Origin of the sequence: Alteraurantiacibacter palmitatis, assembly GCF_037154115.1 — a bacterium.
GTDB lineage: Bacteria > Pseudomonadota > Alphaproteobacteria > Sphingomonadales > Sphingomonadaceae > Alteraurantiacibacter > Alteraurantiacibacter palmitatis.
In genome coordinates this window covers 122,324-139,986 of the sequence record NZ_JBANRO010000003.1, presented here as the reverse complement: position 1 = coordinate 139,986, position 17,663 = coordinate 122,324, and the positions used below count along the sequence as shown (strand labels likewise).

Sequence of the window (17,663 nt, the reverse complement as noted above, 5' to 3'; positions counted from 1 at the left end):
AGGGCAGGGGCAGGAAGCGGAACCACCATGGGTCGTTTGCCGGGAAATCCTCTGACGCCTGACGTCAGGTGGGCACCGTATATCCTGAACCAGGGTTCAGGTAGGGACAGCTCCCATGGATTGCTTATAGCCTCAGGGATGTTCGAAGGCTCGTGCCGGGCAGCTCCGCCATCGCCAATCTAGGAAGCCGCAGCTGATCCCTCAAGTCTGGCGGCGAGCAATTCGAGCCTTTCAGCCAGATTTTCGAGCGGTTCGGCCATGTTCGGGGCCGTTTGGTGCCCTTTGGTCGCTTTCTGTCCTTCTGCCACTTCATCGGCCAGCAGCAGCGCGGCATAGAGCAATGTGCGCACCTCGGTCTGCCCGGCAAGGCCCGGCGTTTCGGCCAAACGGGCGTTGATGAGCGCGCCCAGCGCTTCGATATGCGACTCCTCACCGGGCGCGCAGGCAACGGTGTAGCGCCGTCCGCCGACATCGAGAGTGACATTGCTCATGAGTCGAGCGCCTCGATCAGCGAATCGATTTCCGCCAGCGCAGCCCATGCCTCCTCGCGCAATTTTTCGTGGCGCTGAACCAGATCGCTTTCGAACAGGGTAGGGGCGGGGGGGGATGGCGGCGCGGCTTGCCCTTCCAGCGCCGTCTCGATGCGGCGGGCGGCGGCCTCGATCCGGGCCATTGCGGCCGTGATGCGCTCCTCTTCCTCCATGCCGGACAGCCTATCGCAAAGCGGCAAATGCGGCAAAGCGGTGTCCTGCGAAGCTGTGAATAAGCGCCGTCCGCTGGGACAGGGGAGCGCTTGGGGAGGGCTTGGGGCGGGCTTTGCTTGACGCCTGCGGCCACGCTGCCCAATGAGCGGGCAACCGAATCGTGCCGAAGAATTTGAGTGGAGAGAACCCGACCATGAGCCAGGACGCCGCCCGTTTCACGCAAATGGCCAATGCCATCAGGGCGCTCACCATGGATGCGGTGCAGGCCGCGAATATCGGCCACCCCGGTATGCCGATGGGCATGGCCGATGTGGCAACGGTTCTGTGGTCCGATTATCTGAAGTTCGATCCGGCCGATCCCAAATGGCCCGATCGGGACCGTTTCGTGCTGTCCGCCGGCCACGGTTCGATGCTGATCTACGCGCTGCTGCACCTCACCGGCTATGCCAGCCCCACGCTGGACGACATCCGCAATTTCCGCCAGCTGGGCAGCCCCTGTGCGGGGCATCCGGAAAATTTCCTGATCGACGGGGTGGAATGCACCACCGGCCCGCTGGGGCAAGGCCTGGCGATGGCTGTGGGCATGGCGATGGCCGAGCGGCACCTTAACGCGCAGTTCGGGGATGATCTGGTCGATCACCGCACTTGGGTAATCGCAGGCGATGGCTGCCTGATGGAAGGCATCAACCACGAGGCGATCGGCCTTGCGGGCCACCTCAAGCTGGGCAATCTGATCGTGCTGTGGGATGACAACAAGATCACGATTGACGGCGCGGTCTCGCTCGCCTCGTCGGAGGATATTCCGGCCCGCTACCGCGCAACCGGCTGGCACACGGTGGAATGCGACGGGCACGATCCGGCGTCCATCCGCAAGGCGCTGGACGAAGCGCTGGCCGATCCGCGCCCCTCTCTGGTCGCCTGCAAGACCGTGATCGGCAAGGGGGCGCCCAACAAGCAAGGCACGCACAAGGTGCACGGCTCGCCGCTTGGCCCCGACGAAGTGGCCGCCGCGCGCGAATATATGGGCTGGCATCACGAACCTTTCGTGGTGCCCGCCGATGTGCTGGCCGATTGGCGCGCGCTGGGCGCACGGGGCGCAGCGCTCAATGCCGAATGGAAACAGCGGCACGCCGCCAGCGCGCAGGGTGCAGAGTTTTCCGCCCGCTTCGCCTCCGTTGCCGACAAGGCCGCGCCCGCACTGGAAGCGCATATCCGCGAGCTCGCGGCGAACCCGCCAGCAATCGCGAGCCGCGTGGCAAGTCAAAAGGCGCTGGTGGCGCTGACAGCGGCAATTCCGCAACTGGTGGGCGGCTCTGCCGATCTGACCGGATCGAACAACACCGACACGCCCAGCCTGCTGCCGTTCACGGCGCAGGATTACAGCGGGCGCTATGTCTATTACGGCATCCGCGAGTTTGGCATGGCTGCCGCAATGAACGGGATGTTCCTGCATGGCGGGGTTGTGCCTTACGGCGGCACGTTCCTGATCTTCAGCGATTACGCCCGCAACGCCATCCGCCTGTCCGCCTTGCAGCACGCGGGCGTGGTCTATGTGCTGACGCATGACAGCATCGGCCTTGGCGAAGACGGCCCCACGCACCAGCCGGTCGAACAGGTGATGAGCCTGCGCCTCATTCCCAATCTCAATGTCTTCCGCCCGGCGGATGCGATCGAGACGGCGGAATGCTGGGCGCTGGCGCTGCAAACGCCGGAAACGCCTTCGGTGCTGGCCTTGTCGCGCCAGAACCTTCGTGCCGTGCGCGGGGAAGGGGATGCGAACTGGACGGCGGCCGCAAACCGCTGCGCCAAAGGGGCATACCGCCTGAAAGCCGCATCTGCCGCGCGCCGCGTGGTGCTGCTCGCCACGGGCAGCGAAGTGGCCGTGGCGATGGATACTGCCGTCGCGCTGGAGGAACAGGGGATCGGGGCGGATGTGGTCTCCATGCCGTGCCAGGAACTGTTCAACGCACAGGATGCCGCCTACAAGGCCGACCTGCTGCCTGCAGACGCGCTGATTGTTTCGATCGAGGCAGGCGTGACGCAGGGCTGGGAACGCTATACTGGCCCAAACGGCCTTAATATCGGGCTCGACAGCTTTGGCGCGTCGGCCCCGGCGAATGTCCTGTTCGACCATTTCGGTTTCACTGCTGAAAAGATCGTCCCGCAAATCCTTGTCAAGCTGACCAATTGAGCCGCTTCTCCGGCTAATCAGGAGTTAAGTCCATGACCATCAAGGTTTCCATCAACGGCTTCGGGCGCATCGGGCGCAATGTGGCGCGCGCCATTCTGGAGCGCGCCGATCATGATCTGGAACTGGTGCATATCAACGATCTGGCCAGCCCGAAGGCGAATGCCATGCTGTTCGCGCGCGACAGTGTGCATGGCCCCTTTTCGGGAACGGTTTCAGTGGACGGCGATGATCTGGTGATCAACGGCAAGCGCATCCGCGTGACGGCAGAGCGCGATCCCGCCAACCTGCCGCATGGCGAACTGGGCGTGGACATTGCGCTGGAATGCACCGGCTTTTTCACCGACCGCGCATCTTGCGAAAAGCATCTGGCGGCAGGCGCAAAGAAGGTGCTGATTTCCGCGCCGGGCAAGAATGTCGATTTGACGGTGGTTTACGGCGTCAACCACGACAAGCTGAGTGCGGAGCACACCATCGTCTCCAACGCCAGTTGCACCACCAATTGCCTCGCGCCCTTTGCCAAGGTGCTGAACGACGCCATCGGGATCGAGCGCGGCCTGATGACCACGGTGCACGCCTATACCAACGACCAGAAGATCCTCGACCAGATCCACGATGACCCGCGCCGCGCCCGCGCTGCCGCGATGAGCATGATTCCCACCACCACCGGCGCCGCGCGCGCCGTGGGCGAAGTGCTGCCCGAACTGAAGGGCAAGCTGGACGGCAGCGCGATCCGCGTGCCGACGCCCAATGTCTCGGTAGTGGACCTCACCTTCATGCCCGGCCGCGAAACGACCAAGGACGAGGTGAACGCGCTGCTCAAGGCCGCCGCTGATGGCCCGCTGAAGGGCGTGCTCGGCTTTTCGGACGAGCCGCTGGTGTCGATTGATTACAACCACTGCCCGAACAGCTCCACCATCGACAGCCTGGAAACGGCGGTGATCGACGGCAAGCTGGTGCGCGTGCTCAGCTGGTATGACAACGAATGGGGCTTCTCCAACCGCATGGTGGATACCGCCGGCGTGATGGGCAAGCTGCTCTGACGGTTCATTCCCCTCTCGCTTGCGGGAGGGGAGGAGGAAGAAGCAGTGACCGGTTTCCAAACTCTCGACGACCTGCCCGCCGACCTCAACGGCAAGGTGGCGCTGGTGCGCGTGGACCTGAACCTGCCGATGGCGGATGGGCTGGCGACAGATCTGACCCGCGCGCAGGCCGTTGCACCGACGATCCTCGAACTGGCGGACAAGGGCGCGAAAGTGCTGCTGCTCGCCCATTTCGGCCGCCCCAAGGGTGAGCGCAATTCGACCATGTCGATGAGCATGGTGCAGGGCGCGCTGGAAGGCGTGCTGGGCCGTGAAGTCATGTTCATTCCCGAAGTGTCGGGGCCGGTCGCCGCACAGGCGATCGACATCCTGCGCCCCGGCGATGTGGGCCTGATGGAGAATACCCGCTTCTGGAAGGGCGAGGAGACGAACGATGCCGATTTCGCCCGCGCCATTGCTGCCAATGGCGATTTCTATGTGAACGATGCCTTCTCTGCCGCCCACCGCGCCCATGCCACCACCGAGGCGCTGGCGCATCTTCTGCCGGCCTATGCCGGCCGTTCGATGGAGGCGGAACTCAAGGCGCTTGACGCCGCGCTGGGCAATCCGGAAAAGCCGGTGGCCGCCGTTGTGGGCGGGGCGAAGGTTTCCACGAAGCTTGCCGTGCTGGAAAACCTCGTGGGCCGGGTGCAGCATCTCATCATCGGCGGGGGCATGGCGAATACTTTCCTTGCCGCGCGCGGGGTGGATGTGGGCAGATCGCTGTGCGAGCATGATCTGACCGCGAAGGCGGAGGCGATCATGGACGCTGCCGACGCATCGGGCTGCATTGTGCATCTGCCCTACGATGTGGTGGTGGCAAAGGAATTTGCCGCCAATCCCCCGTCGCTTCGCACCTGCAATGTGCACGAAGTTGCAGCGGACGAGATGATCCTCGATGTGGGTCCGCAGGCGACAGTGGCGCTGGGCGATGTGCTGAAAACCTGCCGCACGCTGGTGTGGAACGGGCCGCTGGGCGCGTTCGAGACACCGCCCTTTGATGCGGCAACGATATCGCTTGCGCGCATGGCCGCGGCGCTCAGCGTGGAAGGATCGCTGGTGTCAGTGGCGGGCGGCGGGGATACGGTCGCCGCGCTCAACCATGCGGGGGTGGCGGGCGACTTCACCTATGTCTCGACCGCGGGCGGCGCGTTCCTGGAATGGATGGAAGGGCGCGAATTGCCCGGCGTTGCCGCGCTGATGCGCTGATGCGCTGATTATTCCGGGGGACGACCGGGAGGCCAGCCTTCAAAGGCAAAGCGGTAATCGGCAGGCTTTGGGGCCGGGCCGCCCGCCAACTGCCCCGGTTCGGCAGAAATCAGGTTGAGGATGTAGCCGCGCACGCCAGCCGGCTCGCCCAGCGTCAGGGGCACCGTTTCCCGCCAGCCGGGGCCGTCTACCCGCGTTTCCACCACGATCCGCCCGGCCCACACGCAGCGCGCATTGATGGGGCAGCGCGAATCCTCGGTCACGCGCATGGGGGTGAGAGCGATATTCGCCACCGATACGGCCTCGCCCAGCGCTACCGCGCTGCCTGCGGGCAAAGGCGGGCCTGCATCCACGATTGGGGTGGTGGCACATCCGGCGATCAGCAACGGGGCGCAAAGGGTGAGCAGGAGCTTTGTCATGCCGGCTTATGGCGCGCAGACCGATTACTCTTTGCTTAACGCATTGGCGCGGGGCGGTGCGTGGGCTAAAGGCGCGAGCCATGACGGCTTGCCAACTCTATCTGATCTCCCCGCTCGATGTCGGCGGCACCTTTCCCGATCGGCTTGCCCGCGCGATCGATGCGGGCCAGGGGCTTGTCGCCGCCTTCCAGTTCCGCGTGAAAGACATCGACCAGCACGAGGCTGCGCGCCTCGCCGCGCCGCTTCAGGCCATTTGTGCGCAGCGCGATGTCGCCTTCATCGTCAATGACAGCGTGGCGCTGGCCAAACGGCTCAAGGCCGATGGGGTGCATCTGGGGCAGGACGATGGCTCTCCGCGCGAGGCGCGCGAGGAACTGGGGCGCGAGGCGCAGATCGGCGTCACCTGCCATGCCAGCCGCCATCTGGCGATGGAAGCGGGCGAGGCGGGGGCGGATTATGTCGCCTTTGGCGCGTTCTTCCCTTCCGGCACCAAGGACAAGGGGCCTGACGCGGAAAAGCCTGACGTCGAATTGCTCACATGGTGGGCAAACCTGTTCGAAATTCCCTGTGTCGCCATCGGCGGCATCACGCCGGAAAACTGCCGCCCGCTGGTAGAGGCGGGCGCGGATTTCCTTGCCGTATCGGGGGCGGTATGGAACGGCGATGAGGTGGCGGCGGTGAAGGCTTTTGCCGAGGTGCTGAAACCCTAACGCTCCCGCCGGTAGCAGCGCAGGCGGCCCGGCTGGCCGTTTTCGATCTTGCGCAGGAACACCGGCGAGATGACCGCATATTGATCGCCATTGCGCGGGCCGCTGCTCATCGTCACCACGTCGCCGCGCCTCAGGTAAGTGCCATTGCCCTGTGGGCTGCGATACCGGCTGGCGCTGGCAATGGTGAAATCCTCTTCCGGCTGGTGAATACCCACATCGCCGCCCGCATCGCCCGGCAATTCGCAGACATAGCGCCCGCGCTCCACCGTCCCGATGGGGCCATTGGCGGGAAGCTGGGCGGATGCGCTGGCGGCAAGCAGCAGTCCGGCGGCGGGGATCAGGGGGAAGGCTTTCATGGCAAGCGGCCATAGCACGGCGCGTGTGCCCGGTCATGAATGATTGCGCACACTTGCCCAAAGCCGCGCTGGCGGCTAGGGCCGCGCGCAATCCTGAAAACTCCAAAAATTTGCGAAGGCCCTTCTGCCATGAAGATCAGCGGCGTTGATATCCGTCCCGGCAACATCCTCGAATATGAAGGCGGCATCTGGAAAGTTGCCAAGATCCAGCATACCCAGCCGGGCAAGGGCGGGGCCTATATGCAGGTCGAAATGAAGAACCTGATCGATGGCCGCAAGACCAATGTCCGCTTCCGCAGCGCCGACACGGTGGAGCGCGTGCGCCTCGACACCAAGGATTACCAGTTCCTCTATGAAGACGGCGACCAGTTGGTGTTCATGGATCAGGATACGTATGAGCAGATCAACCTGCCGTCCGACCTGCTGGGCGATGCCAAGGCTTTCCTGCAAGACGGAATGCAGGTGATGCTGGAACTGTGGGACGAACGCCCCATCTCGGTCGAACTTCCTGCCCAAGTGGAAGCGACCATCGTGGAAGCCGATGCCGTGGTGAAGGGGCAGACTGCCTCCTCCAGCTACAAGCCCGCCATTCTGGACAACGGCGTGCGCATCATGGTGCCGCCGCATATCGAAAGCGGCACGCGCATCATCGTGGATGTGTATGAACAGGCTTATGTCGGCAAGGCCGGCTGACCGATAATGGCTGTTCTTTCCGGTCTTATCCGCGTGATGGAAAAGGCTGCCCGCAAGGCGGGCAGCCGCCTGCGCCGCGATTTTGGCGAGGTTGAGCATTTGCAGGTGTCCCGCAAGGGGCCATCCGATTTCGTCTCCAAGGCCGATCAGGCGAGCGAGCGCACGATCTATGACGAATTGCGCGCCGCACGGCCCGACTGGGGCTTTCTGATGGAGGAAGGTGGCGAGATCGCAGGCGATCCGACCAAGCCGCGCTGGATCATCGACCCGCTCGATGGCACCAGCAATTTCCTCCACGGCATCCCGCATTTCGCCATTTCCATTGCCGCGCAGGAGCCAAAGCTCGATGGCAGCGGCTGGGGTGATGTGGTGGCTGGCGTTGTCTATCAGCCGATCACCGACCAGACCTTCTGGGCCGAAAAATCGCGCGGCGCGTGGCTGCATGACGGGCGTCTGCGTGTGTCGGGCCGCCGCCAGCTGTCTGAAGCGCTGATTGCCACGGGAATGCCCTATCAGGCGCATGGCGATTTTGGTGAGTGGATGAAAATCTACGGCGCGCTGGGGCCGCAGGTGGCGGGCATCCGCCGCTTTGGCGCGGCCTCGCTCGATCTGGCATGGGTCGCCGCTGGCCGGTTTGACGGGTTCTGGGAAAGTGACCTTGCCCCCTGGGACACCGCTGCCGGATGCCTGTTGGTGCGCGAGGCGGGTGGTTTCGTGTCCGATTACCGCGGCCGTTCGCTGCCAGTGTGCGATGCGCAGGTGATCGCGGGCAATGATCCGCTGCATTCGCGCCTGCACAAGATCGTGGTGGAAGCTTTGAAAGGCTGATTTCTTGGCTGGCAGGCTCCTCGTGCCTTGAACCTGCCCGATTGCCCGGCTAATTCGCCGGAACCGATTTTCAGGAACGGATTTGGGAACTCAGGCCCCTGTGGCGGAATTGGTAGACGCGCTCGACTCAAAATCGAGTTTCTTTGAAGTGCCGGTTCGAGTCCGGCCAGGGGTACCAGGGTTCATTATAAAGCCAATTCGGCATCCGCGGCGCGGCCAGCGCCGATGGTTGGATCGGTCAGGCATTTTGCGGAGGCGGCAGGCACTTGCTGGCATCGATTCTGTCTGATTACAGCGCGTATATCGGCCTCTTGCTGCTGATCGTCACATTCGTTGCATTTGCGATGGAACGGCGCCCGCCGGTGGTGATTGCGGTGGTGGCCGGGATTACGATGCTCGGACTGGGATATCTGAGCACGGGCGAATTGCTGTCGGTTTTCAGCAATACCGCGCCCATTACCATTGCCGCCATGTTCGTGCTGAGCGGGGCGCTGCTGCGCACCGGAGCGCTGGAAGCAATCGCCGCATGGGTGATCCATCGCACGCAGCGCAGCCCGCGGCTCGCCGTGGTCGAAGTGGGCGGGGGCACGATGATCGCCTCGGCCTTCATGAACAACACGCCGGTAGTGATCGTGATGATCCCCATCATCCAGCGGCTGGCCAAGGCGCTGGATATTGCACCCACGCGCTTGCTGATTCCCCTATCCTATGTCGCGATCATGGGCGGCACCCTAACGCTCATCGGCACATCAACCAACCTGCTGGTCGACGGGGTGGCGCAGACGCAGGGGCTGGCCGCTTTCGGTATCTTCGAAATCACCATTGTCGGCCTTGTCAGCGCGGGTGCCGGATTGCTGCTGTTGCTTGCCACGGGGCGCTTCCTGCTGCCCGACAGACCGGCGCACGCAATGTCCGAGAAAGGGGAAAGCGATTCCTACCTTTCCCATCTTCAGGTGCAGGAAGACAGCGATCTGATTGGCACATCGGTGGAAAATGCTGCCGTGTTCAAGCGTCCCGGCATCCGCCTGATCGGGATCCAGCGCGGCGCGACGATCGAGCGGGCCGATCTGGACGAATGGGTGCTGGGCGCAGGCGATCAGCTGGTGGTTGAGGCCAGCCCGGTCGAACTTGCCTCTCTGGCCGAGGCAAGCGACTTTCAGACCGGGCTGACTGGCGTGGGCGGAGGGGTGCGCACGTCCGGCCCCGACCGGCCCAAGGATATGCAGTTGATCGAGGCGGTCATCTCCTCCTCGCATCCGATCATCGGCCGCCGTCTGGCGGAAATTCCGTTGCTTTCGCGCCTGAAGGTGCGCGTGCTCGGCCTGTCGCGCCCGCGCCATGTGGCGGGACCTGACCTTGCCAATGTGCGGGTGCGGGCAGGCGATCGGCTGCTGATTGCAGGCGGCAGCGATGCGGCGCAGGCGCTGCAGGCCAATGTCGGCCTTGCCGATGTGGCGGTGGCGCCGGTGCGCGCCTTTCGGCGGAAGAAAGCTCCCATTGCGGTGGCCGCGATGGCAGGCGTGGTGCTGCTGGCCGCCACGATGGGCTGGCCGATCGAGGGTCTGGCACTGGCGGCGGTGGGCGTGGTGCTGTTGTTCCGCTGTGTCGAGCCGGAGGAAGCCTGGCAGACCATTGACGGCAACACGCTGGTGCTGATCTTCGGAATGCTCGCCTTTGGCCGCGGGTTGGAGAATGCCGGCACGGTCGAATTGCTGGTGGGTGCCGCGCAGCCCTTTCTGGCCACGATGAGCCCGCTTCTGCTCATCGTCGCCATTTATGCGGTATCCAGCCTGCTGACCGAAACGGTCACCAACAATGCGGTCGCGGTCATCATGACGCCGATCGTTATCGCCTTGGGCAGTGCGCTGGATATCGACCCGCGCCAACTGGTGGTGGCGGTGATGTTCGGGGCCAGCGCCAGTTTTGCCACGCCCATCGGATACCAGACCAACACGCTGGTTTACGGCGCGGCCAATTACCGCTTCATGGATTTCGTCAAGATCGGCGTCCCGATGAATATCGTGGTGGGGCTGGCCGCCTCCTGCGCGATCTACTGGCTGCTGTAGCGCGGCGCTAGTTGACGTGCTGCATATGGCCGCTGCGGCGGCGCGATCCGGCTTCGATGATCGCCGTGACCCGCTGCATTTCCGCAGGACTGGTAATCCCCCCGTCGCGCAGGGCCTGCAACATGGCGTCGAGTTCCTCGTCCGTCAGCGTGTCGAGATAGGCGGGGGTCAGCTGTGCGTTTTCGGAATTGGCGGGCGGAACATTGGAGAAGGAGATGAAGCCGCTGCGCCCGCGCACCCTCTGGCCCTTGCCGAAGCCTCCGCCCGGTGCGGCTTCCTCGCCAAAACTCGCGCTGTCCCCGCCGCGTGTGGAAAAATTGGCCTCGCCATAGGCAGGCGTGCTGGCGGGGCGGGGTGTGCTGATCGAGCTTGTTGAGGATGCGTTCGCGCGGTTCTCCCCATTGCCGGGCATTGCCCCTTCGCCATTGCCCGCAAGCAGCGCCACCACGGTGGCAAATGTCACCGTGATGATCGCGATGTGGCGATAGGTTTTGGCCGTGACCTGGGGCTTTGTAATTTGCGCCATGGGCCGCGGCGATAACCCAAGGGCCTTAACGTCCCAGCGGACAGGCATGGTTAATTTCGCACTTTGCCGCAGCCTGCTGCGGGATGAGCGCGCATGGTGCGCAGACATCCTCTGGCGATATAGTGACTGTAAAGTTTACCGACATTTCACCTCTGCTCGCTAGGCCAATGGCAGGTAAGCGCGTCATCCGCGACGCAGGCAGGCAAAAGGGCCAATGGTCAGACTTTTCAAACATTACGTGCCGCACGCCGTGCTGCTGCTGGGTTTGATCGACCTGGTGCTGCTGCTGGTGGCAAACAACCTGGCCTGGACAATGCGCGCCAGCCAGATCGGCATGGATCAGGGACTGCTGCTCGACCGGATGCCGACAATCGGCGGTATCGCTATCGTTACGCTGACCGCGATGATTGCAGTGGGCGTTTTCGGGCCGGAAGCGCTGCGCTCCATGCGCTTTGCCGGGGCACGGCTGCTGGTAGCGGTGAGCTTGGCGGTGCTGGGGTTGGCCTTCCTCGATTTCCTGCTTCCGGGCCACACCTATTGGCGTTCGATCCTGCTGTATGCGATGGGTTTTTCCATCGTCTTCCTGATGCTCAACCGTCTGGTGGTTGGGGGAATCTTGGGCAATTCCGCTTTCCGCCGCCGTGTGCTGGTGCTGGGTGCCGGCGCGCGGGCCAAACGGATTGTCGATCTGGCAGAGCGGCCGGAAAGCGGCTTTGCCGTGGTCGGCACCGTGGCGATGGGCACTGCCAACCCGGCGGTGGAGCAGGCAATTCCGCGCGCCGCGATCGAGGATCTGCAACGCCACACTGCCAATCTGGGCGCGAGCGAAGTGGTGCTGGCACTGGAGGAGCGGCGCAATGCGCTGCCGCTGAAAGACCTGCTGCGAATCAAGACGCTGGGCGTCCATGTGAACGATTTCTCCAGCTTTCTGGAACGCGAGACGGGCCGGGTGGATCTCGATACGCTCAACCCAAGTTGGCTGATCTTTTCCGATGGCTTTTCGTCGAGCCGGATGCTGTCGAGCGCGGTGAAGCGGGTGTTCGACATCACAGTCAGCCTGCTGCTGCTGGCGCTGACTTTTCCGGTTATTGTGGTGTTTGCCGTTGCGGTGAAGCTGGACAGCCCCGGCCCCGCCTTCTTCCGTCAGACGCGCGTCGGCCTGTATGGGCAGCCCTTCCAGCTTATCAAGCTGCGTTCGATGCGCACCGATGCGGAAAAGGACGGTGCGCAATGGGCGCAGAAGGCCGATCCGCGCGTGACGCGGGTGGGTCGCATCATCCGCAAGCTGCGGATCGACGAATTGCCGCAAATCTGGTGCGTGCTGAAAGGCGAGATGAGCTTTGTCGGCCCGCGTCCTGAAGTCCCCCAGTTCGTGGAGGATCTGGAAAGCCAGCTGCCTTATTACGCTGAACGGCATATGGTGAAGCCGGGCATTACCGGCTGGGCGCAGATCAACTACCCCTATGGCGCCTCGATTGCGGATTCCCGGCACAAGCTGGAATATGATCTCTACTACGCCAAGAATTACACGCCCTTCCTCGACCTGCTGATCCTGTTGCAGACATTGCGCGTGATCCTGTGGCCGGAAGGGGCGCGGTGATGGCAGCGCTGGAGCAAATCTTCCTCGATGCGCTGCACGCGCTGGCAGGCTGCGCGGCCGTTATCCTGGCGCTGTGGCACCTGTCGCACAAGGATGCGGCGGGCCATTTGCGCCCGCGGGTCGTCGCCGCGCTGGTGCTCAGCGCGGGGTGGGCCTTTGCTGCTGCCGCACTGGGGCATCGCGCGATCGGGGTGCAGGTGCTTGTCAGCGCGACATATCTGGCGTGGTTGTGGCTGCTGTTTGGCCTGTTCGCCAATGACAAGCGCGACGAAACCCTGCGTCCGATCAGGCCCGTCGTCCATGCGCTCATCTTCGTCGAAGCGCTCCAGATCGGCGTGACGCTGTCGGCGTTGGGCCTGTTGGACAGGTTTGGGAGCTCCGCCCTGCTGGAGCCGCTGGCGGTGATGCTGCGGCTGCTGTTTGCGATTGGCGCGCTGGTGCTGGTGCACAACCTATATGCTGGCGCCGCGCAATCGGCCCGGCAGGCGCTGCGCTGGCCCGCGGCGGCGCTGGCGGTGATCTGGCTTTACGACCTTAACCTCTACACGATCGGCTATCTGGCCCATGCCTTGCCTGCGCCGCTGGTGGAATTGCGCAGCCTGGCGCTGCTGATGGCGCTGGCGTTTCTGGGCTATGGCACGATGCGCCAGCGCAGCAATCTGCGCTTCCAGCCTTCACGCAGCTTTGCCTTCCGCTCCTTCTCGCTGGGTGTGATTGGCGTGTATCTGATGGTGATGGTCCTGATCGCGCAGGCGCTCGCATATGCGGGCAGCGATTACGGGCGCGTGCTGCAGATCGCCTTCGTGCTCGTCGCAAGCGGTGTGGCCTTGGCGCTGGTCCCGTCAAGAAAACTGCGCAGCTGGCTGCGTGTCACGCTGGTCAAGAACCTGTTTCAGCACCGTTACGACTACCGCAACGAATGGCTGCGCTTCACCGATACGATCGGACGCGCGGGTGCGCAGTCCGCGCCGCTGCCCGAACGCGCGGTGCAGGCGGTGGCTGACATAACCGACAGTTCCGCAGGCCTGCTCCTGACCCCGCACGAGGAAGGGGGCATGGCGCTGGCCGCGCGCTGGAACTGGCCCCAGATCGATGTGCCTTCGCCCGCACTCGACAGCGCAGCGGTGCGCTTTTTCGAGGAGAGCCAGTTCATCCTCGACCTCGACGATGCGCGGGGAGGGCGGCAGGAAGGCATTCCCCATGCGGCAATCCCCGCGTGGCTGCGCGCGAACGATGCCGCCTGGGCGATTGTGCCGCTGTTTCATTTCGAACGGCTGGTGGGCCTTGTCGTGCTCTCCCGCCCGCCACTGGCGCGCAAGCTGGATTGGGAGGATTTTGATCTTCTGCGCGTGATCGGGCGGCAGCTCGCCAGCTATCTGGCCGAACAGACGAGCCAGGACGCGTTGGGCGAAGCGCAGCGGTTTGACGAATTCAACCGCCGCATCGCCTTTGTGATGCACGACATCAAGAACCTCGCCAGCCAGTTGTCGCTGCTGGCGCGCAATGCCGAAAAGCACGCGGAAAAGCCCGAATTCCGCGCCGACATGATCCTGACACTGCGCAATTCGACCGATAAGCTGCAAGGCCTGCTCAACCGTCTGGGCCGCTATGGCGCGCAGGGGCATGGTGCGCTCGCCCCCGTGGCACTGGATGAATTGCTGGCACGTGTGGCGCGGCAATATGCCAGCCGGCACGCCGTGAAGGTGCTGGACCGCAAGAGCATCAGCGTTATCGGCGATGGCGAGGGGCTGGAACAGGCGCTGGTGCATCTGGTGCAGAACGCCATCGATGCCAGCCCGCCGCACGCGCCCGTGATGATCGACCAGCGAGTGGACGGCGCGCACGCCGTGATCGAGGTGATCGACAGCGGCTGCGGCATGAGCCCGGAATTCATCCGCACGCGCCTGTTTCGTCCCTTCCAGTCGTCCAAGCAGGGCGGCTTTGGCATCGGCGCCTATGAAGCGCGCGAACTGGTGCGCGCGATGGGCGGGCGGCTGGATGTGGAATCGTGCGAAGGGATCGGAACGCGCTTCCTCATCCGCTTGCCGATGGCCCGCACCGTGCAGATGCTTCACGCCCAGTTTGCGAATGACACGTCAGTCCGGAGCGCCACGCCTGCGCCCGGATCACCCCCGGAGGCCGCATGAAAGCCGAATACAAGCCCAAGCTGCTGATCGTCGAGGATGACGAGGGGCTGCAGGCGCAGCTCAAATGGGCCTATGACGATTTCGATGTCGTGATCGTGGGTGATCGCGACAGCGCGATTGCCGCGCTGCGTGCGGAAGAGCCTGCCGTCGTCACACTCGATCTGGGGCTGCCGCCCGATCCCGACGGTACGAGCGAAGGCTTTGCCGTTCTGGATGCGATCATGGCGCTGAAACCCGACACCAAGGTGATTGTAGCGTCCGGACATGGCGCGCGCGAAAGCGCGCTGTCCGCGATCGAACGCGGAGCCTATGACTTCTACCAGAAGCCGGTGGATATCGAGCAATTGGGCCTGATCGTGCGCCGCGCCTTCAACTTGCACCAGATCGAGGCGGAGAACCGCGCGCTCGCCGCCCGTGCGGCCGATGGCAATCGGGTGCTTGGCCGCATCATCACCGCTGCGCCCGAAATGGTGAAGGTGGCCCGCACGATCGAGCGGGTGGCCAACACCAATGTCTCGGTCATGCTGCTGGGAGCCAGCGGCACGGGCAAGGAATTGCTGGCGCGGGGCCTGCACGATGCCAGCGACCGCAGGGACGGGGCATTTGTGGCGATCAATTGCGCGGCAATCCCGGAAAACCTGCTGGAAAGCGAGCTGTTCGGCCATGAAAAGGGCGCGTTCACCGGGGCGGTCAAGACAACAGAGGGCAAGATCGAACAGGCCAGCGGCGGCACACTGTTCCTTGATGAAGTGGGCGATATCCCTCTGCCGCTTCAGGTAAAGCTGCTGCGCTTCATTCAGGAACGCACGATCGAGCGGATCGGCGGACGCAAGGCGATCAATGTGGACACCCGCATTGTCTGCGCCACGCATCAGGATCTGGAGCGCATGATCGGGGAGGGGACTTTCCGCGAGGATCTGTTTTACCGCTTGGCCGAAGTCGTGGTGAAGGTGCCTTCCCTGGCCGAGCGGCCAGGCGATGCCACCTTGCTCGCCAAGGCGTTTCTCAAGCGCTTTGCCGAAGAGATGAACCCCGCCGTTACCGGCTTTACGCCCGATGCGCTGGCGGCAATTGATGGCTGGCCGTGGCAGGGCAATGTGCGCGAACTGGAAAACCGGGTGAAGCGGGCAGTTATCATGGCCGATGGCAAGCTGGTGAGCGCGGACGATCTCGACATGATCGGTTCGGGCGAGGACACCTCGGTGCTGAACCTGAAGGCCGCTCGCGAAGCGGCGGACAGGCGCGTGATCCGCCATGCGCTGGCGCGCAGCGAGGGGAATATCTCAAGCACCGCCAAACTGCTGGGGATCAGCCGCCCGACTCTGTACGATCTGCTCAAGCAGTATGACCTTTCGGCCTGAACGCCTCTTTGCAAGCCTGCTGCTGGGTGCGGCAGCTCTTGCCGCGCCGCTGGCGGCTGCGCCGGGCGATGCTGCCCTGGCCGAGGCGGAGGCGGCACTGGCACGCGAGGACGGCGTGGCGGCAGAACTTGCCGGCAAGCGCGCGCTGGAAGAAGGTGCGGCCCGTGCCGATGTCGCCGCGCTGGTGGGCGAAGGGGAACTGCTGCAAGGCGATCTGGCTGATGCGCGCAGCTGGCTGGGCGATGCGGCGTTTTCGGATGCCACGCGCACGCGCGGCCTCAGCGCGCTTGCCCGGTTGCAGATGGCCGAGGGAGATTATGCCGCTGCCATCGCCACTTATGATCTGATGGTCTCCGAAGGGCGCGAAAGTGCCGCCTTGTGGGTCGATATCGGGCGGATGCGTTACCGCCTTGGGCTGCATCATCAGGCGCTGGAAGCCGCGCGCCGCGCCGTTGAACTGGACGGCAGCGATCCGCGCGCGCTGGAATTCGAGGCGCAGCTGGTGCGCGATGCGGAAGGGGTCGTGCCGTCGCTCGCGCTCTTCCGCCGGGCTCTGGAAGCTGCGCCCACAGACAAGGCGCTGATGCAGCAATATGCCGCAACGCTGGGCGATGCGGGTGAATACCGGCGGATGCTGCACGCGGTGCGCGCACTGGTGAAAGAGCATGGCAACGATCCCTTCGCCTTTTACCTTCAGGCGGTGATGGCGGCGCGTGCCGGGCAGGATGATCTGGCCCAGCGCCTGTGGTGGCGCACCGAGGGGCAATTTGACGGCAACGCCGCCGGGCTGATCGTGAACGGCGTCCTCGAATACCGGTCGGGCAATCCGGCGGTGGCGGTGGAACTCTTCGACAGCTTGCGCCGGATGCAGCCGATGAGTGATGCCGCGCTGCTGCTTTATGCCCGCGCGCTGGTCGCCAATGACGAGGCGAATGCCGCGCTGGCGGTGCTCGAACCCCACGCGCAGCGCCCCGATGCCTCGCCCTATATGCTCGTGCTGGCCGCGCGTGCGCATGAGCAATTAGGTAATCGGGCGCGGGCGGGCGATTACCTCGACCGGGCGAGTTTTGCTGCTGCCCAGCCGGGCCGCGCCATGCCCGCCTTTCTGCCGCGCGATTCCGCGGGACGCATGGCCGATCCTGATAATCCGCTGCTGCAACTGCGCGAAATGCTTAACGAAGGCGATCTGCCCGCCGCCCGTGCCATGGTGGAACGATTGAACGCGCAATATGCCGGTTCTGCCGATTTGCAGATGCTGGCGGGTGATGTGCACCTTTTGGCCGGATCGCGCGCAAGTGCGATGGCCTATTACCGGGCGGCGGCGCAGATCCGCCGCGACTGGCCGCTGGTGCAGCGCATGGTGGCATTGCAGGACAGCGCGCCGGCGCAGGCGCGTGAAGTTCTGGCGAACTATCTTGCGGGCAATCCGCGCCAGCAGGCTGCTGCCGCGCTGCTGGGCCGGATGCACCGTGATGCGGGAAATCCCGCGCGCGCCACCGCGTTGTTGCGCCACGCGGCCAGCCTGGGCGCAGGTGGACGCGATGCGCTGCTGCTGGCCGATCTGGCGCAGATGGAAGCGGCACTGGGCAATGGCGAGGCGGCCTTGAGCCGCGCCAATGAAGCGCACCGCCTGTGGCGCGGCAACCGCAATGTGGCGCGGGTTTTCGGGCGTATCCGGGAAATGCAGGGCGATACCGGTGCAGGCACGGGCGCACTGCTGGCCAAGGCGCAAGGCACAGGACTCTCCCCCGCGCCGTAAGGCACCGGACTGGAC

The 17,663-nt window shown here is 64.3% G+C and carries 16 protein-coding genes, 1 tRNA gene and 1 other RNA gene; 12 read left to right on the top strand and 6 right to left on the bottom strand.

Annotated elements, in window-relative coordinates:
* Nucleotides 1-15: 15 nt before the first annotated feature.
* The 3 genes from ssrS to WFP44_RS04480 all read right to left on the bottom strand — a co-directional run bounded on the left by ssrS (nt 16) and on the right by WFP44_RS04480 (nt 703).
* A non-coding RNA gene (ssrS, locus tag WFP44_RS15865) (6S RNA) lies at nt 16-169 on the bottom strand.
* Between the two features lie 10 nt (nt 170-179).
* On the bottom strand, nt 180-491 hold the full coding sequence (locus WFP44_RS04485) for a cell division protein ZapA (protein WP_336925185.1): 312 nt from the start codon (nt 489-491) through the stop codon (nt 180-182).
* Nucleotides 488-703, bottom strand: a complete 216-nt coding sequence (locus tag WFP44_RS04480) for a hypothetical protein (RefSeq protein ID WP_336925184.1) — start codon at nt 701-703, stop codon at nt 488-490. The genes WFP44_RS04485 and WFP44_RS04480 overlap by 4 nt, the downstream gene beginning before the upstream one ends.
* Nucleotides 704-897: 194 nt before the next feature.
* Here WFP44_RS04480 and tkt point away from each other — a divergent pair, with 194 nt between their 5' ends.
* The 3 genes from tkt to WFP44_RS04465 are packed head-to-tail and all read left to right on the top strand — an operon-like array spanning nt 898 to nt 5,183.
* Nucleotides 898-2,895: a transketolase gene (gene tkt / locus WFP44_RS04475; protein WP_336925183.1), complete on the top strand. Its 1,998-nt coding sequence runs from the start codon at nt 898-900 to the stop codon at nt 2,893-2,895.
* 32 nt (nt 2,896-2,927) lie between these two features.
* Nucleotides 2,928-3,935: a type I glyceraldehyde-3-phosphate dehydrogenase gene (gene gap / locus WFP44_RS04470; protein ID WP_336925182.1), complete on the top strand. Its 1,008-nt coding sequence runs from the start codon at nt 2,928-2,930 to the stop codon at nt 3,933-3,935.
* Nucleotides 3,936-3,980: 45 nt separating this feature from the next.
* Nucleotides 3,981-5,183: a phosphoglycerate kinase gene (locus WFP44_RS04465; protein ID WP_336925181.1), complete on the top strand. Its 1,203-nt coding sequence runs from the start codon at nt 3,981-3,983 to the stop codon at nt 5,181-5,183.
* Between the two features lie 8 nt (nt 5,184-5,191).
* Here the strand turns inward: WFP44_RS04465 and WFP44_RS04460 are convergent, their stop codons facing one another.
* Complete coding sequence (locus tag WFP44_RS04460; protein WP_336925180.1) at nt 5,192-5,602, bottom strand: hypothetical protein; 411 nt, start codon at nt 5,600-5,602, stop codon at nt 5,192-5,194.
* Between the two features lie 80 nt (nt 5,603-5,682).
* Between WFP44_RS04460 and thiE the strand changes: the two genes are divergently transcribed.
* The gene (gene thiE, locus WFP44_RS04455) at nt 5,683-6,312 is read left to right on the top strand and encodes a thiamine phosphate synthase (RefSeq protein WP_336925179.1); all 630 of its coding nucleotides are present in this window, start codon (nt 5,683-5,685) and stop codon (nt 6,310-6,312) included.
* Here the strand turns inward: thiE and WFP44_RS04450 are convergent.
* A complete protein-coding gene (locus tag WFP44_RS04450; protein WP_336925178.1) occupies nt 6,309-6,668 on the bottom strand; it encodes an elongation factor P in 360 nt (119 codons plus the stop codon). The genes thiE and WFP44_RS04450 overlap by 4 nt on opposite strands.
* A gap of 129 nt (nt 6,669-6,797) precedes the next feature.
* On the opposite strand from WFP44_RS04450, the gene efp reads away from it, so the two are divergent.
* The 4 genes from efp to WFP44_RS04430 all read left to right on the top strand — a co-directional run bounded on the left by efp (nt 6,798) and on the right by WFP44_RS04430 (nt 10,255).
* Nucleotides 6,798-7,361 carry an elongation factor P gene (gene efp, locus WFP44_RS04445; protein ID WP_336925177.1) on the top strand — a complete coding sequence of 188 codons (564 nt, stop codon included), beginning with the start codon at nt 6,798-6,800 and terminating at the stop codon, nt 7,359-7,361.
* 6 nt (nt 7,362-7,367) lie between these two features.
* Nucleotides 7,368-8,189 (top strand): inositol monophosphatase family protein, encoded by an 822-nt coding sequence (locus WFP44_RS04440; RefSeq protein ID WP_336925176.1) that lies wholly within the window; start codon nt 7,368-7,370, stop codon nt 8,187-8,189.
* Between the two features lie 94 nt (nt 8,190-8,283).
* Nucleotides 8,284-8,367, top strand: a tRNA-Leu gene (locus WFP44_RS04435).
* Nucleotides 8,368-8,455: 88 nt separating this feature from the next.
* A complete protein-coding gene (locus WFP44_RS04430) occupies nt 8,456-10,255 on the top strand; it encodes an SLC13 family permease (RefSeq protein ID WP_336925175.1) in 1,800 nt (599 codons plus the stop codon).
* A 7-nt stretch (nt 10,256-10,262) separates the two neighbouring features.
* On the opposite strand, the gene WFP44_RS04425 is transcribed toward WFP44_RS04430, so the two are convergent.
* Nucleotides 10,263-10,781, bottom strand: coding sequence for a hypothetical protein (locus WFP44_RS04425; RefSeq protein WP_336925174.1), 519 nt, complete (start codon nt 10,779-10,781; stop codon nt 10,263-10,265).
* Nucleotides 10,782-10,995: 214 nt separating this feature from the next.
* On the opposite strand from WFP44_RS04425, the gene WFP44_RS04420 reads away from it, so the two are divergent.
* The 4 genes from WFP44_RS04420 to WFP44_RS04405 are packed head-to-tail and all read left to right on the top strand — an operon-like array spanning nt 10,996 to nt 17,648.
* Entirely contained in the window at nt 10,996-12,381 is a 1,386-nt protein-coding gene (locus tag WFP44_RS04420) for a TIGR03013 family XrtA/PEP-CTERM system glycosyltransferase (RefSeq protein WP_336925173.1), read from the top strand.
* Complete coding sequence (gene prsK, locus WFP44_RS04415) at nt 12,381-14,528, top strand: XrtA/PEP-CTERM system histidine kinase PrsK (RefSeq protein ID WP_336925172.1); 2,148 nt, start codon at nt 12,381-12,383, stop codon at nt 14,526-14,528. The genes WFP44_RS04420 and prsK overlap by 1 nt, the downstream gene beginning before the upstream one ends.
* Nucleotides 14,525-15,889, top strand: a complete 1,365-nt coding sequence (gene prsR / locus WFP44_RS04410) for a PEP-CTERM-box response regulator transcription factor (RefSeq protein WP_336925171.1) — start codon at nt 14,525-14,527, stop codon at nt 15,887-15,889. Before prsK ends, prsR begins: the two co-directional genes overlap by 4 nt.
* Nucleotides 15,873-17,648 carry a tetratricopeptide repeat protein gene (locus tag WFP44_RS04405; RefSeq protein WP_336925170.1) on the top strand — a complete coding sequence of 592 codons (1,776 nt, stop codon included), beginning with the start codon at nt 15,873-15,875 and terminating at the stop codon, nt 17,646-17,648. Before prsR ends, WFP44_RS04405 begins: the two co-directional genes overlap by 17 nt.
* Nucleotides 17,649-17,663 lie beyond the last annotated feature (15 nt).

Excerpts from the sequence above, each read along its gene's own strand:
- WFP44_RS04485 (WP_336925185.1), bottom strand. The coding sequence starts at position 491 with ATGAGCAATGTCACTCTCGATGTCGGCGGACGGCGCTACACCGTTGCC.
- WFP44_RS04480 (WP_336925184.1), bottom strand. The coding sequence starts at position 703 with ATGGAGGAAGAGGAGCGCATCACGGCCGCAATGGCCCGGATCGAGGCC.
- tkt (WP_336925183.1), top strand. The coding sequence starts at position 898 with ATGAGCCAGGACGCCGCCCGTTTCACGCAAATGGCCAATGCCATCAGG.
- gap (WP_336925182.1), top strand. The coding sequence starts at position 2,928 with ATGACCATCAAGGTTTCCATCAACGGCTTCGGGCGCATCGGGCGCAAT.
- WFP44_RS04460 (WP_336925180.1), bottom strand. The coding sequence starts at position 5,602 with ATGACAAAGCTCCTGCTCACCCTTTGCGCCCCGTTGCTGATCGCCGGA.
- thiE (WP_336925179.1), top strand. The coding sequence starts at position 5,683 with ATGACGGCTTGCCAACTCTATCTGATCTCCCCGCTCGATGTCGGCGGC.
- WFP44_RS04450 (WP_336925178.1), bottom strand. The coding sequence starts at position 6,668 with ATGAAAGCCTTCCCCCTGATCCCCGCCGCCGGACTGCTGCTTGCCGCC.
- efp (WP_336925177.1), top strand. The coding sequence starts at position 6,798 with ATGAAGATCAGCGGCGTTGATATCCGTCCCGGCAACATCCTCGAATAT.
- WFP44_RS04440 (WP_336925176.1), top strand. The coding sequence starts at position 7,368 with ATGGCTGTTCTTTCCGGTCTTATCCGCGTGATGGAAAAGGCTGCCCGC.
- WFP44_RS04425 (WP_336925174.1), bottom strand. The coding sequence starts at position 10,781 with ATGGCGCAAATTACAAAGCCCCAGGTCACGGCCAAAACCTATCGCCAC.
- WFP44_RS04420 (WP_336925173.1), top strand. The coding sequence starts at position 10,996 with ATGGTCAGACTTTTCAAACATTACGTGCCGCACGCCGTGCTGCTGCTG.
- prsK (WP_336925172.1), top strand. The coding sequence starts at position 12,381 with ATGGCAGCGCTGGAGCAAATCTTCCTCGATGCGCTGCACGCGCTGGCA.
- prsR (WP_336925171.1), top strand. The coding sequence starts at position 14,525 with ATGAAAGCCGAATACAAGCCCAAGCTGCTGATCGTCGAGGATGACGAG.
- WFP44_RS04405 (WP_336925170.1), top strand. The coding sequence starts at position 15,873 with ATGACCTTTCGGCCTGAACGCCTCTTTGCAAGCCTGCTGCTGGGTGCG.